This is a genomic window from Mycobacterium heidelbergense (assembly GCF_010730745.1).
Classification (GTDB): Bacteria; Actinomycetota; Actinomycetes; order Mycobacteriales; family Mycobacteriaceae; genus Mycobacterium; species Mycobacterium heidelbergense.
This window is the reverse complement of record NZ_AP022615.1, coordinates 2,465,083-2,480,071: the sequence shown is the minus strand read 5'-3', so window position 1 is coordinate 2,480,071 and position 14,989 is coordinate 2,465,083. Positions and strand designations below refer to the sequence as shown.

General features: G+C 63.5%; 9 protein-coding genes. 5 read left to right on the top strand and 4 right to left on the bottom strand.

Annotated elements, in window-relative coordinates:
- The first annotated feature begins 1,287 nt into the window (after positions 1–1,287).
- The 4 genes from G6N25_RS11560 (at position 1,288) to G6N25_RS11545 (ending at position 8,166) form a co-directional block, all read left to right on the top strand.
- Entirely contained in the window at positions 1,288–2,508 is a 1,221-nt protein-coding gene (locus G6N25_RS11560; RefSeq protein WP_142272710.1) for a hypothetical protein, read from the top strand.
- A gap of 1,622 nt (positions 2,509–4,130) precedes the next feature.
- Positions 4,131–5,345 carry a hypothetical protein gene (locus G6N25_RS11555; protein ID WP_142272711.1) on the top strand — a complete coding sequence of 405 codons (1,215 nt, stop codon included), beginning with the start codon at positions 4,131–4,133 and terminating at the stop codon, positions 5,343–5,345.
- Positions 5,346–5,534: 189 nt separating this feature from the next.
- Positions 5,535–5,852 carry a hypothetical protein gene (locus G6N25_RS11550; protein ID WP_083074876.1) on the top strand — a complete coding sequence of 106 codons (318 nt, stop codon included), beginning with the start codon at positions 5,535–5,537 and terminating at the stop codon, positions 5,850–5,852.
- 1,039 nt (positions 5,853–6,891) lie between these two features.
- Positions 6,892–8,166 (top strand): hypothetical protein, encoded by a 1,275-nt coding sequence (locus tag G6N25_RS11545; protein WP_142272712.1) that lies wholly within the window; start codon positions 6,892–6,894, stop codon positions 8,164–8,166.
- Positions 8,167–8,436: 270 nt separating this feature from the next.
- Here the strand turns inward: G6N25_RS11545 and G6N25_RS11540 are convergent, their stop codons facing one another.
- From G6N25_RS11540 to G6N25_RS11530, 3 genes are read right to left on the bottom strand one after another with little or no spacing between them, the layout of a single operon-like run.
- A complete protein-coding gene (locus tag G6N25_RS11540; protein WP_083074959.1) occupies positions 8,437–9,546 on the bottom strand; it encodes a DUF4185 domain-containing protein in 1,110 nt (369 codons plus the stop codon).
- A 41-nt stretch (positions 9,547–9,587) separates the two neighbouring features.
- Entirely contained in the window at positions 9,588–10,634 is a 1,047-nt protein-coding gene (locus G6N25_RS11535) for an aspartate-semialdehyde dehydrogenase (RefSeq protein ID WP_083074879.1), read from the bottom strand.
- Positions 10,635–11,900, bottom strand: a complete 1,266-nt coding sequence (locus G6N25_RS11530; RefSeq protein ID WP_083074880.1) for an aspartate kinase — start codon at positions 11,898–11,900, stop codon at positions 10,635–10,637.
- Between the two features lie 286 nt (positions 11,901–12,186).
- Between G6N25_RS11530 and leuA the strand changes: the two genes are divergently transcribed.
- Complete coding sequence (leuA, locus tag G6N25_RS11525; RefSeq protein WP_083074882.1) at positions 12,187–13,992, top strand: 2-isopropylmalate synthase; 1,806 nt, start codon at positions 12,187–12,189, stop codon at positions 13,990–13,992.
- On the opposite strand, the gene G6N25_RS11520 is transcribed toward leuA, so the two are convergent.
- Positions 13,993–14,985 (bottom strand): DEDDh family exonuclease, encoded by a 993-nt coding sequence (locus tag G6N25_RS11520; protein ID WP_083074884.1) that lies wholly within the window; start codon positions 14,983–14,985, stop codon positions 13,993–13,995.
- Between the last annotated feature and the right edge of the window lie 4 nt (positions 14,986–14,989).

The following is a 14,989-nucleotide window of genomic DNA, read 5'->3' as shown; positions in this document are numbered from 1 at the left end:
CACATCCACCGACATCGCGGTCGTCGGGCGCACTAGGCGCTCCGCACGAGCGGAAAGCCGGGAATGACCAGGCCCATCAACCCCGGCCCTCCACATGAACCAGGACAACGCGTCGTCGTTGGCGAGGCTGGTCGCTTGAACGGGTTGGAGCCGACGTCAGGCAGGCCACGTGAGCTGGACATATTCGTAAAGAACCTGGGCCCGTGGCGTTTTCGGGTGGCTTTGGGTGATCGCTCCAGGAGCGTGTAGCTCCGCAATCGCCGCAGGCTTGAGGAACTGCTGGTAGCAACGTTTTTTGCGTTCTGTAACAAACTACGTCTGCCGTTAAAATAGTTGAAAACGATATTACCTATCGGTAGTACACCGTGCCGCATTCGCCGCCTCGCTTCAGATAGCTATTGCCGCGGCAATACGATTGTTCGCCAGGGTATACAGCATGCTGTCATATTTGCTGAGGGATAGTGCTTAAGTGCTGACACCGGCGCAGCCAGGCGGTCGCGTCGCCGAGGCGCTACGGTCTGCAGCGACACGCCGCGCACGACGACATCGCGAGGCTCCTCGATCTTCGACCCAACTGATCTCTGACAGCCCGGTGTCGGCCAGCGAGGAAAACCTATCCCGCACCCACTGGCCCACTGCTGCTCTGAGTTGGCCGATTCATTCGGCGATAAGCCCGCCGTGATCGCCCGGCCACCTCCGTGCGCACTGTTTCACAGTCCACCCACGAGAGTGGTGGGTGTGCTGTGCCCGACCTTGCCCCGGGTGAGCGCTGGTGGCGAGTCGCCAGTCGTCATCGGTATTGACTTGTGCCACAAGCGCACATCGGCGCCGCCGGTCTAGCGGGCGCTGCCCCTTCCTGGTCGTCTCCGACCCACCGACGGTGGTCTCCTCATGCCGTGGCGGTACGGGCAAGCCGCGCGACTGTTTTCACCACCCGGTCGCGTCGTCGTGTTGGGTGCCGCGCGGTGAAATCCGCCGGCACGTTGAGGGGGGAGTGACCTGCCTGGTTTATGGGCAGATCTAGGCGCTCACAACATGGCGTTGTCAACGCAGGCCAACCGCACCACGTCACATTCTTGCCGACTATTCCAACGCCGCCAATAAATAATTTTCGGGGCAGTCAATGTGCTCTATGCCAGCCATAGTTTTCCGTGGGCTTAGCGCGGTCTTTTGCTGCATGGATATATCGCTGCAGTTAATTGTCTATTTTGTCGCCATAATTCACCCAATATATTTTACGAGTACGTTTAGCACACCATTATTCAGAATTGTGCAAAGGAGATGGTCGTGGACCTCGCAGCCCGCCCCCACATCACCGCTGGAGTCGCCCTGGCCAGCGCCGCTGTCCTCACCGCCGGACCAATAGCCCAGCATGTACCCGACCTTCACCTGGCACAGCAGCTCCGCCAGGTGAGCGTGTCCACCATTCAGCTCACCGACGTTAGCAGTGGCCTGATCGATTTGTTCGCCGGTGTGGAAAACGACCTCGCTCAGCTTGCCAACGGAGCAAGCGCGGCCGCCGTGCCCGCAAGCCTCGCGAGCGCCGCCCTCGACCCGACCCAGAATCTGATCGTGCAGACGTGGATGAAGACTATCTCGACGACAGAAGCGAACCTGCAGACGCTTTGGGCGGCATACAACCAGGCTCCCGGCGTGCTTTTGCAGCAGGTTCTTGCCAATGACGTCTCCTATGCGGATCTCTACGTCAGCCAGTTCCAGCAGTCAGCGAATGGGCTCTTCAACTACGCGACCTTGACGACGAGAAGCCACTTGATCCCGAATCTGCAGAACGCATTGACCGCCTTCCAGGCGGGCAACGTCACCACCGGGATCAACGACGTGTGGGGCGCGCTCTACTCTAGTATATTCACCCAGGTCCTAGAGCCGTTGGAACAGATCCCGCACATCCCCGCAGAGATGCTAGCGAATCTTTCGAACGCGACCACCTATCTGACGGGCAGCGGCCTGCTCTCCATTGGACTCAACGTCGTTTTGGGGACCCCTGGCAGATTCGAACTGGGTGTCGCGACCGGTCTAGGAAACGCTTATACGCAGCTCGCCTCGGGCAACCTGTTGCCGGCGATGACCTACCTGCTCGATACCCCCGGGCAGATCGCGTTCGATGTTCTCGCCTCGAACAACGCTGGCTCGCTAACCTTCACAAGGAGCGGGGGCATTCTCCAACTCTTCGGGATACAAATCCCCAAAGCGCTCGCCAACGTTATTGTTGCTCCTGGCGCACCCAATATTCTCGTCAATTATCAAACTGGCGCTGGCGTTAATCTCCCAACTTATTTCCAGAATTTCGTGAACGGGGCGATCAACGGGTGGCCGCCTTTGGGCAGCTATGTCATGTCGCAGATTAGCCACCTTGGTCCGCAATTGACCGCGGCACTGCAAAACCTCCCGTCAGTGCTGGCGAACCTCCCCTCGACGCTGAGCAACCTCGGCGGAATGATCGCCACCCAGGCCGGGGCGTGGATCTCCGCGATCCTGCGGCTGCTCTAAGTCCGGTGCAGGTCGCCGTTGCGAGCCGGTGACTTGCCAACGAATCGTCCCCCTTCCGCAAGAAGGGGGACGATTCGTTGTACGCCAGCATAGGAATTTGTTAGGAAGTTCGGGTCCTCTCGAGGGGGGGTGGTTTACCCCGCTGCGAATCACCGCCTGGCCGCCATTCTGCGCCGGTCGGACTGAGTACCTGGACACCGCGAACCGGCACCTCGGCGTTTGTAGCCAGTCGCGTAGATGCCATTGTCGTGCCAAGACGCCTCGAGAACGGCACCGTGACGTTCCACATCTGCGAGATCGGTTGTGACGACTGAGCCGAGTCCGGAAGCGAGCAAGCTGGAGCTTCTTGGTGGCCGCACCGGCGTCGATTTGGTGCACGGCCCATGCCACGGCGCCGAGTGTCTCGACGAACGCCTTGCGACGCGGAGTCCGCCTAAGTTCCTCGAGCACCTGTAGTTCGCGGTGGGTGAGGGGCCCAGGGAGGTGAGGTTCTTGCTCAGCTGGTCGGGCATGTGGGCGCGGTGTGGAGTCGACGTCAGACAGGCGCCTGAGCTGGGCGTACCTGTGAAGAACCTAAGCCCGTGACACTTTCGAGAAGCTTTGTTCGATCCGTTTAAGGATGCGTCGCCCCGCAATCCTCATGAAGCAGAGAAACTACTGTTAGACCCCATTTTGGCACACAGATAGCAAACCATTATCCAGATATAGTAGTTAAATATGAAACTACCTATCAGTAACAGACCGGGTCGCATTCACACCCGCGCTAAAGGTAGCTATTACCGCGGCAATCCAATTGCTTGCCAGGGCATAGTAAACGCTATCCTGTTTGCTAGCGGATAACGCTTCAGCGCTGACACCGACGCCGCCAAGCCGCGCTGGTCACCGCGGCGCCGCCCGATCACCGCCGCTACACGCCGCGCCACGATGGCCTCGCGATGCACCTCGATCTGCGGCCACCCGATCTGTGACAGCCAACTAACGGTCGGCGACGACAACCCCTCCCGCACCTACCGGGCCCCACTGCTGCTCCGGGTTGGCTGACCCGCCGACGATCACCTGGCCGTGATCGCCGGCAGGGCCACCTCCGTGCGCACCGTTTTACAGCCCACCCCAAAAGAGGTGATGGGCGTAGGTATACCCGGTCACCCAACGTGCCCGGTATTGACTTGTGCCCCAAGCACATACCGGCACTCTCGGCTCTGATCCCCCATGGCCGTCTCCGAACCCACTGACGGCTACCTCTTTATGCCGTGACGGCGTGGACAAGCCACACAACTTGCTTTCCCGCACGCCTCCGTCAGCATGCTGTGGCGTCGCGCGATGAAATCCACCGGCACGTTGACGGGGCTGGGATACGAGCAGATCGAGACCCTCCGATCATGGCGTTGCCAACATCCGGCAACGACGCCGCGTCACACTACTTCAACGCCGTCAACAAATGATTTGAGTGGGGCCTTCCATTTAGCTCAATTCGGGTAATGATTTTTGCGCATTTCGGGCAGCTTTTTGCTGCACACACATATCTCCGTGGTTAATTGTCTATTTTATTGTCAGGATTCATTCGCAATATTTCACAGCTACATTCAACTCGTCATTATCCAGAATGCGCAAAGGAGATGGTCGTGGACCTCACAGCCCGCCCCCACATCACCGCTGGCATCACCCTGGCCAGCGCGGCTGTCCTCGCCGCCGGGCCGATGGCCCAACACCTACCCGGGCTTCACTTGGCCCAACACCTCCCCGCCGTGAGCGTGTCCGACATCAACCTCACCGACGCCAGCAGCGCTCTGGACCTGTTCTCCGGCGTGGAGAGCGAGCTCGCTTCAATCGTCGATGGGGCATCCGCGGCTGCTTTGCCCGCCAGCCTGGCCAGCGCGGCCTTCGATCCGACGCAGAACCTGATCATCCAGACGTGGATGAAGACTTTCTCGACGGCGGGCGCCAACCTGCAGACTCTGTACAACCAGTGGAGCGCGATTCCTGCCCCGCTTTTGCAGCAGGTTCTCGCTAACGACATCGCCTACGGCAATCTCTACGTCGGGACGTATCAGGCTGCCGCCAATGCCGCTGTTAAATACTTCACCACGCCCGTTGGGGTGAGTTTTCAGCGGGTTCTCAATACGGCCTTGGCCGACCTCAACGCGGGTAACTTGACGGGCGCATATACCAACCTTTGGTCGGCCTTTGTTAATTATCCATTTACAGCGATATTCCAGCCGCTCAATCGTATCCTTGGCATCCCGATTGACATCACAAAGAACCTCTCTAACGCGACCAATTATCTGCTGAATACCAATGCGACTTCAGGCGTGTCGCAGATTGGACTCAGTCTTCTCAATTTCGTCAACCAGCCCGGAATTGCTTTTTCCGCTAGCCTCCAGGCAGCTCTTAATGCGTGGAATGCGGAAGATCCGGTGGTGGCAGTGACTGACCTGCTCAATATCCCCGGGGCAGTCACGAATGCCGTCCTCAATGGCAATGCAGCTGGTCAATTTGGCTTGATCAGCACAAAGGGCAGTGGGCTCTCGTTTGGCCCCGTTGAAACGATTGGGATAAAGGTTCTCCAGAACGTCGCGACGAACATCGTCGCTCCCAACGCGGCCAATATCATGAGCGGCCAAAGCCTTCAGGCCGCATTCCAGGGATTCGTGAACACGCTGACCAATGGCTGGCCGTCCCTGACTCCTGTCGTGAACGATCTCAGCGCTGGATTGACTCAAGTGCTCAATAGCATCCCATCGATCGTGGCGAATCTTCCGTCGATCCTGGGCAAAGTCGGCGGATTCGTGTCAGGCCAGGTGGGGCTGTTGATCGCCAACCTCCTCAAGCTGCTCTGACTCCGTTGGTGGTCGCCGATGCGAGCAGGTGACCACCAACGGCGATGGGCCCCTTCACAAGAAGGGGCCCATCGTTTGTGTATGGCGCGCTTCTCAGCCGGGCGTACAACGGTTCGGGACGACCACAATATCCACACGATATCGCGGCCGTCGGGCACGCTAGACGCTCCGCACGAGCGGAAAGCCGGAATGACCATGCTGGCCCTCTACATGAACCAGGACAAACGGGGCGTCGTTGGCGAGGCTGGCCGCACGATGGAGGAATTCGTCGTGTTGACCGACGAGCATGGCGGCGTGCACGTCCCGCCCCGCCATCTCTACGACGCCGTCGCGGCTCGGCGGACTCATCTGCGGAAGGTGCTAACCAGGATGCTGGAACGAAAAAACGAGGGCTTGAACGGGTTGGAGCCGACGTCAGGCAGGCCAGGCGAGCTGGACATATTCCTGAAGAACCTGGGCCCGTGGCGTTTTCGGGTGGCTTTGGGTGATCGCTTCAGAAACGTGTAGCTCCGCAATCACCGTTGGATTGAGAAACTCCTGGTGGCCGAGTTGCCTGCGTGCTGCAGCAAACCGCGTATGCCGCTGAAATGATTAAAAGTGAAATTACTGATCGGTGGTGAACCGCGATGCATTCACCGCCGCGCTTCGGATAGCTATCGTCACAACAATACGATCGTTTGCCAGGAAATAGAGAGCACTCTGATATTTGCTGAGGGATAGCATTTCACCGCCGACACCGACGCGGCCCAGCCGTACTCGTCGCCGAGGCGCTGCGATCCGTCGTGGCACGCGGCGCGCAATAGCGTCGCGACGCACCCTGATCTCCGGTCAACTGATCTGCGACAGTCCGGTGTCGGCCAGCGAGGAAAAGCTACCCCGCACCCACCGGGCCCACTTCTGCCCGGAGTGGGCCGACCCCTTCGGCGATCACCCCGCCCTCACCGCCGGAGCCACCTGCGTACGGATCGTTTGAGGGTTCACCCCAAGGTCGGTGGTGGGTGTGCCGTGCCCCGCCGTGCCCCACTGGTGGTAAGCCGCCGGTCGTGATCGGTATTGGCTTGTGCCACAAGCACACACCGGCGCTGGTCGTGCTGGTGTGCGTTGGCCCTCGTTGGTTGTGTCTGGCTTCACCGAAGGTGATCTCCTCGTGTCGTGGCGGTGCGGACAAGCCGCACGACTGTTTTCACCGCCCGCACGCGTCATCCTGCTGGGGTGGCGCTTGGTGAAATCCACCGGCACATTGAGCGAAAGCGACCTGCCTGGTTGTAAGCGGATCGAGACGCTCACAGTCAGGCTTTGTCGACGCCAGGCCAACCGACACCATGTCACGCTCTTACTGACTAATCCTAACGCTGCCAATAAATGATTTTCGGGGCGGTCAATATGCTCTAAGTCAACCATAGTCCTCCGTGCACTTAGCGCGGTCTTTTGCTACATGGATATACCGCTACAGTTAATTGTCTATTTTGTCGCCACAATTCGCCCAACATATTTCAGGAGTACGTTTAGCACACCATTATTCAGAATTGTACATAAGGAGATGGTCGTGGACCTCGCAGCCCGCCCCCACATCACCGCTGGAGTCGCCTTAGCCAGCGCCGCCGTCATCGCCGTCGCCCCAGCCACCCAGCACCTGCCCGACCTTCACCTGGCCCAACAGCTCCCCCAGGTGAGCGTGTCCGACATCCAGCTCACCGACGCCAGCAGTACGATCGATCTGTTCGCTGGTGTCGCAAGTCAGCTCGCGTCGCTGGTGACTACGGTGGGAAATGAACTTTCATCGATCCCGGGTGTAGTCCAGCCCGCACTTCAGTCGTTCGGGACTTCGGCGATCACCGCAGCGGTGCCCGCCAACGTTCTCAACAGCGTCGAGTCGTGGCTTCCGATCCAAACGTGGAACGCCTTTGCCAACCACGCCAGCAACAACCTCTCGTGGCTTGCTCAAAAATGGGCTGTATACCCGTTCCCGGTGGCTAACCAGATCGGCGCCAACTGGCTGCAGTACGGGAATGAGTACGTGACCCCGTATCACAGCGCCGCAACCGCCGCCGTGGCCTACTTCACCGGGACAAAACCGGGTAATTTCGGGCCGCTCATCAGCAACGCGATGCAGGCGATGCAAAAAGGGCAAGTTTCGACAGTTGTCACTGATCTTTACAGTGCATTTTTTTCATCTCCCTTCGTGCAAATAGGGGAGCCGCTGGAAAAGATTCCACCGATCCTTGCACAAATCGCGCAGAACATGGCGAACACGGTTAACTACGCGACGAACGGATTTTTGGTCCAAGCGGGTGCTACCTTTGGCATCCTGACACCCGGTACGATTGAGGGTGCGGTCGGTACGGCCCTTCAAAACATTTTCACTTCGTTCGCGGCCGGGGATCCGTCGGGGCTTGCGACCAATATCATCAACGCGCCCGGCTTGATCGCCGATCAGATCGTCAACGGCACATTTTTATCGAAGAATGTTCCGCTCAACGGCGGTTTGATCAGCGCCGTAGGCAACAACTCAGCTGGCCTGTTCAAGAATTTTGGGGTTACCGTGCCTCAGCAACTCGCGGGTGTCCTGGTGACTCCAGGTGCTCAGAACATCCTGCAGGGCGGCAGCCTCGCGAACGCGGGGACGACCTTCGTCAACACGCTGACCCAAGGCTGGCCCGCGCTGGGCAACTACCTCGCTGGTGTGCCCACTCAGTTAACTGCAATGCTGCAAAGCCTGCCTACTGCCCTGCCAGCAGCGCTGAACGGCCTGGTCGGGGCGGCAAGTGGATTCGTTAGCCAGCTCGGCGTGTTGCTTGTGAACCTGCTCAAGCTGCTCTGACTCCGGCGGTGGTCGCCGTTGCGAGCCGGTGACTGCCAACGGCAATCGGCCCCCTTCCCTAGGCGGAGGGGGCCGATTCGCTATGCGCCAGCATAGGCATTTGCTAGGGAGTTTGAGTCCTCTGGAGGAGGTGGTTTATCCGCCGCGAATCACCGTCTGGCCGCCACCATCGACGGCGCGGGTGCTAGCCACCAGGCCGTCGAATACCTGAGCAAACTGAACACCCAGTCTCTCGGATCTACTGCGGACGCACTGCGGACAGAGCGAAAATTAGGGCTCCGACCAGGGCTTGAACGGGTTGACCGCGAACTGAATCACCCGGTACGGCGCGGCCACCCGCGCGCGGGTGTCCCACTGGCTGACGAAAATCCGCAGCTCATCGAGGGTGGAGCCGGGCGAAATGTAGCCGCCATACGGCTGCGCGAGCCGGTTGTCGTAGGGCGGCGGCAGGCTTTCGGCGGGTTCGGGCCACTCGTCGTGTTGCACCACCGTCGTCACGGGCGCGGTGCCCAGCTCCGTCGGGTCATCGGCCACCCGGACCTCCATGTTGCCGGTGCTGGCGTTGAAATACGACAACACCGCCTTGCCGTCGATCTCCCTGATGGACATCTCGCCCACCTGGTCGGGCCACAGGGGCGTCGGCGGCTTGTTCCACCCGCCCTCGGGTCCCGACGCCCAGCCCTGCCACCGGGACCGGTCGGTGAACGTTTGCGGCGTGGCCCGGTACAGCAGCACCGGGTCCTGGCGGGTGAAGCTGTTGGCCACGATGTAGACCCAGCCGGTCGGCGAATCGGCGCTGGGGATCGGGTCGTAGTAGCCGCTGATCTGCGTCTGCGAGCCACCCTGGTACGACGCGTCGCGGCGGGACCCCCCAACGGTCTTCCAGCCGCCATGCGCCGGCTCCGGCGTCACCAGCCGCGAGCTCTGCGGCACCAGGTTGCGGGTCGTCGTCACCATCAGGTAGTTGCGCCGGTTGATCTGCACCACCCCGGCGGGCAGCTGAGAATCCCCGGTCGGTGTGGGGTCGGCCAGCAGCGGTTTGCTGATGCCGGTGACGCCGGTGTAGCGCACCCCGGCGGGGTCGTCGACCGACGCGGTGTCGACGTGCAGCGCGACCGGCGAGTACCAGCCGCCGAACCCGACACCCTGGCCGGCGAAACTGTCGCCGCACACCTGCAGCAGCTCGGTGGGGAACTCGACGAACTCACACAGGTCGGTGGCGCCGATGCCGTAATCCCCTGTGGGAGTGCCGGTTCCGGCCGTAGGACCGATCCGCAGCACCTGGCCCGGCGCCAGCGGCTGCAGGATGGGTTCGGGAGCCGGCGCGGGAGGATCGGCGTGTACGCGCCAAACGGACTGTGGCACAAGCGAACACACCATCAGAACGGCGCACAACAAGCGGGCGGAACGTACCCGCGGAATCACAATGCCGGGCGTATTTCGGCGGCCAGCAGCTCGGCGATCTGGATGGTGTTGAGCGCCGCACCCTTGCGCAGGTTGTCCCCCGAGACGAACAGCGCCAGGCCGCGGCCGTCGGGCACCCCCGGGTCTTGCCGGATCCGGCCGACCAGCGATTCGTCGGCTCCGGCGGCGGCCAGCGGCGTCGGCACGTCGACCAGCCTGACGCCCGGAGCGCCATCGAGCAGGTCACGGGCCCGCTCGGGCGGGAGCGGCCGGGCGAATTCGGCGTTGATGGACAGCGAGTGCCCCGTGAACACCGGGACCCGCACGCAGGTGCCGCTGACCCGCAGGTCGGGGATGCCCAGGATCTTGCGGCTCTCGTGGCGCAGCTTCTGGTCCTCGTCGGTCTCCCCCGAGCCGTCGTCCACCAGGGATCCGGCCAGGGGCACCACGTTGAACGCGATGGGCGCGACATAGGTCTTGGGGGCCGGGAACTCGACCGCGCCGCCGTCGTGCACCAGTTGCTCGGCCTCGTCGATGACGGCGCGTGCCTGCCTGGCCAGCTCCTCCACCCCGGCCAACCCGCTACCGGACACCGCTTGGTAGCTCGAAACCACCAACCGAACCAGTTGGGCCTCGTCGTGCAGCGCCTTGAGCACCGGCATCGCGGCCATGGTGGTGCAGTTGGGGTTGGCGATGATGCCCTTGGGTCGGCGATGCCCGTCGCGGGAGAAGTTCACCTCGGAGACCACCAACGGCACGTCGGGGTCCTTGCGCCACGCCGAGGAGTTGTCGATCACCGTCACCCCGGCCGCCGCGAACCGGGGGGCATGCACCCGCGACATCGCCGAGCCGGCGGAGAACAACGCGATGTCCAGGCCGCTGGGATCGGCCGTCTCGGCGTCTTCGACTTCGACCTCCTGGCCGCGGAAGGCCAGCTTGCGGCCCTGGGAGCGGGCCGACGCGAAGAACCGCACCGTTGTCGCCGGGAAGTCACGCTCGTCAAGCAGCCTGCGCATCACCTGGCCCACCTGACCGGTGGCACCCACGACGCCGATGGCAACCATCTATCTGCCCGTCCCCGCATACACCGTCGCCGACTCCTCGCCGCCGAGCCCGAACGCCTCGTGCAACGCCACGACCGCCTTGTCCAGTTCCGTGTCGCGGCACAGCACCGAGATGCGAATCTCCGAGGTGGAGATCAGCTCGATGTTGACGCCCACGGCGGCCAGCGCCTCACAGAAGGTCGCGGTGACCCCGGGGTGGCTGCGCATGCCCGCCCCCACCAGCGACACCTTGCCGATGTGGTCGTCGTAGAGCAGCTGGGTGAACCCGATCTCGTCCTTCAGCGAGTCCAGCTTTTCCACCGCGGTGGGCCCGCTGTCCCGCGAGCACGTGAAGGTGATGTCGGTCTTGCCGTCCTCGACCTTCGAGACGTTCTGCAGCACCATGTCGATGTTCACGTCGGCTTCGGCGACGGCCCGGAACACCTTGGCCGCATACCCGGGAATGTCGGGCAGCCCGACGATGGTCACCTTGGCCTCGCTGCGGTCGTGCGCGACTCCGGTCAGGATGGGGTCTTCCATGGCTTTGTCCTTGATCGATCCGGTAACGAGGGTGCCGGGTTTGTCCGAGTACGACGATCGAACGTGCACCGGAATGTTGTGGCGCCGAGCGTATTCCACGCAGCGCAGCATCAGTACCTTGGCGCCGCAGGCCGCCATCTCGAGCATCTCCTCGAACGTCACCGTGTCCAACCTGCGGGCGTTGGGCACGATCCTCGGGTCCGCGCTGAAGATGCCGTCCACGTCGGTGTAGATCTCGCAGACGTCCGCGCGAAGCGCCGCGGCCAGCGCGACCGCGGTGGTGTCCGAGCCGCCGCGGCCCAGCGTGGTGACGTCCCGGGTGTCCTGGCTGACCCCCTGGAACCCGGCGACCAGCACGATGCGCCCCTCGTCGAGCGCGGCTTGCAGCCGTCCCGGCGTGACCTCGATGATCTTCGCGTTGCCGTGGGTGCCGGTGGTGATCACGCCGGCCTGCGAACCGGTGAACGACCGGGCTTGCGCGCCGAGCGATTCGATCGCCATGGCCACCAACGCGTTCGAGATGCGCTCGCCGGCGGTCAGCAGCATGTCGAGTTCCCGGGGCGGCGGGGCCGGGCAGACCTGCTGCGCGAGGTCGAGCAGGTCGTCGGTGGTGTCGCCCATCGCCGACACCACCACGACGACGTCATTGCCCTGCTTCTTGGTCGCGACGATGCGCTCCGCAACGCGGCGGATCCGGTCGGCGTCGGCCACCGAGGATCCGCCGTACTTCTGCACTACGAGCGCCACTGTTTCTCTTCCCCACTGCGGTTAGGTCCACAACAGAATACGTGCCGGTGCATCTCGGTTTTTTTGGCGCGAGCGTGCGCAGTTGTACACCTCACGCGGCGTGTCGCCGTACAAACACGCACGTTCGCGGTTTTGGCCTCGGGGCTGCTGGCGGTAGAGTTCAGTGCGTGCAGCGGGTGCTCCTCCTCGGACGCCGCGACGGGGTCTGATCCAGACCGGCTTCCCGTCGCGGGGGTTCGCGATGCGCCGGTCTGAGGTTCCTTCTGACATCCCCGGAGCAACTACCGTGACCAATCCTGATTCCCCCGACTCCTATACGTCAGCGCGCGCCATCGTCAAACCGTCCGGGCCGCCCGGGCCCGACCAACCCGACTGGAATCCCCAGCGCGGTTCGTCGATGCCCGTCAACCGGTACCGGCCGTTCGCGGACGAAGTCGAGCCCATCCGCGTAGCCGACCGCACCTGGCCCGACCGCGTCATCACTCGTGCCCCGCTGTGGTGCGCGGTGGATCTGCGCGACGGTAACCAGGCGCTGATCGACCCGATGAGCCCGGCCCGCAAGCGCCGCATGTTCGACCTGCTGGTTGGCATGGGCTACAAGGAGATCGAGGTCGGGTTCCCGTCGGCCAGCCAGACCGACTTCGACTTCGTCCGCGAGATCATCACCGACGGCGCCATTCCCGACGACGTCACCATCCAGGTGCTGACCCAGTGCCGACCGGAGTTGATCGAGCGCACCTTTGTGGCGTGCGAAGGCGCGCCGCGGGCCATCGTGCACTTCTACAACTCGACGTCGATCCTGCAGCGCCGCGTGGTGTTCCGCGCCGACCGGCCCGCGGTGCAGGAGATCGCCGTGCAGGGCGCCCGCAAGTGCGTCGAGGAGGCCGCCAAGTACCCGGGCACGCAGTGGCGATTCGAGTACTCGCCGGAGTCCTACACGGGCACCGAGCTCGAATACGCCAGGCAGGTGTGCGACGCCGTCGGCGAGATCATCGCGCCGACGCCGGACAACCCGATCATCTTCAACCTGCCCGCCACCGTGGAGATGGCCACCCCCAACGTCTACGCCGACTCGATCGAGTGGATGAGCCGCAACCTGGCCAACCGGGAATCCGTGATCCTGAGCCTGCATCCGCACAACGACCGCGGAACCGCCGTCGCCGCAGCCGAATTGGGCTACCAGGCGGGCGCCGACCGCATCGAGGGCTGCCTGTTCGGCAACGGGGAGCGCACCGGCAACGTCTGCCTGGTGACTCTGGGGCTCAACCTGTTCTCCCGCGGCGTGGACCCGCAGATCGACTTCACGAATATCGACGAGATCCGCCGCACCGTCGAGTACTGCAACCAGCTGCCGGTGCACGAACGCCACCCCTACGGCGGGGACCTGGTCTACACCGCGTTCTCGGGCAGCCACCAGGACGCGATCAACAAGGGCCTGGACGCGATGAAGATTGCCGCGGACGAGGCCGGCGCCGACATCGACGACATGCTCTGGCAGGTTCCGTATCTGCCGATCGACCCGCGCGACGTCGGGCGCACCTACGAGGCGGTGATCCGGGTCAATTCGCAGTCCGGCAAGGGTGGGGTGGCCTACATCATGAAGGCCGACCACGGCCTGGCCCTGCCGCGACGGCTGCAGATCGAGTTCTCCCAGGCCATCCAGAAGATCACCGAGGGGGAGGGCGGCGAGGTCACCCCCAAAGAGATGTGGGACGCGTTCTCCGAGGAGTACCTCGCCCCGGTGTGGCCGCTGGAGCGCATCAAGCAACGGGTCGACGCCTCCGAGGAGGACACCGGCGCCACGCGCATCACCGCGACCGTCAAGATCAACGGGACGGAGACCGAGATCAGCGGCACCGGCAACGGCCCACTCGCCGCTTTCGTCGACGCGCTGGGCCATGCCGGGTTCGACGTATCCGTCCTGGACTACTCTGAGCACGCGATGAGCTCCGGCGAGGAAGCCCAGGCCGCGGCCTACGTCGAGGCTTCCGTGGGTGGCCGCACGGTGTGGGGTGTCGGGATTGCTCCGTCGATCACCACCGCGTCGCTGCGCGCCGTGGTTTCGGCGGTCAACCGCGCATCGCGTGGCTGATCAGAACAGCGCGAGCTGCCGGTCGACCGCGGTGACGTCGGTGAATTCCTCCATGCTGGTCCCCCTGACGACGGCGCCGACGCAGTCCATGAATTGCGCGTCGGACACGACCGGGACCCCCAGCTGCAGGGCGTGATAGCCCTTGCCCTGCTCGGGGGCGACATCGTTGCAGACCACCAGCGAGGTCTCGCGGTCGACGGCGTCGCTGTAGGCCAGCCCGGCGTGCAGGATCCGCTCGACGAGTTCCTCGTGGGTGCGCGCCACCTCGGCGGCCAGCGCCACCCGCATGCCCTGGACCAGCGGCCTGCCGCGGACATACGGCCCCGGGTTGAGATACGGGCACGGCATCCGGGAAGCCAGCACCTTCAACGGGCGAAGCTCGTCGTGGGTCACCCGGCCGTTCGGCCAGCGGCGCCGGGTCACCGGGCGCACCGGCAGCCAGATGTCGCGTTCGCGCGCCCGCTCGAGCGCCGACGCCAACACGCCAGTCAGCACCAACGCGTCGTCGAAGGCGTCGTGCGGCCGCTCCTGGGTCACGCCCCAGTGCGCCGCGAGCGTCTCCAGCCGCAGGTTGTCGACGCCGAGGTCCAGCCGCCGGGCCAGCTCGACCGTGCACATGACGGAGTCGACGGGAAGCTCGGCCTCGGCGAGCTCGGCCTCCGCGGCCAGGAACGCGTAGTCGAACGCGACGTTGTGCGCCACCAGCGTGCGGCCGCGCAGCACCTCGACCACGTCACCGACGATGTCGACGAACTGCGGCTGGTCCTCGAGCATGGCGGCGGTGAGGCCGTGCACGTGGGTGGGGCCGGGGTCGACCCCGGGATTGAGCAGGCTGACCACGGATTGCTCGACCCGCCCGGCGGCGTCGAGGCCGAGCGCGGCAACACTGATAATCCGCGCCTGACCCGGGCGAAAACCCGAGGTCTCGACGTCGATGACGGCCCAACCGCCGTCCGGCTCGCCGGCCGGCCGACCCCAGGACACCCGGTTCATGAAC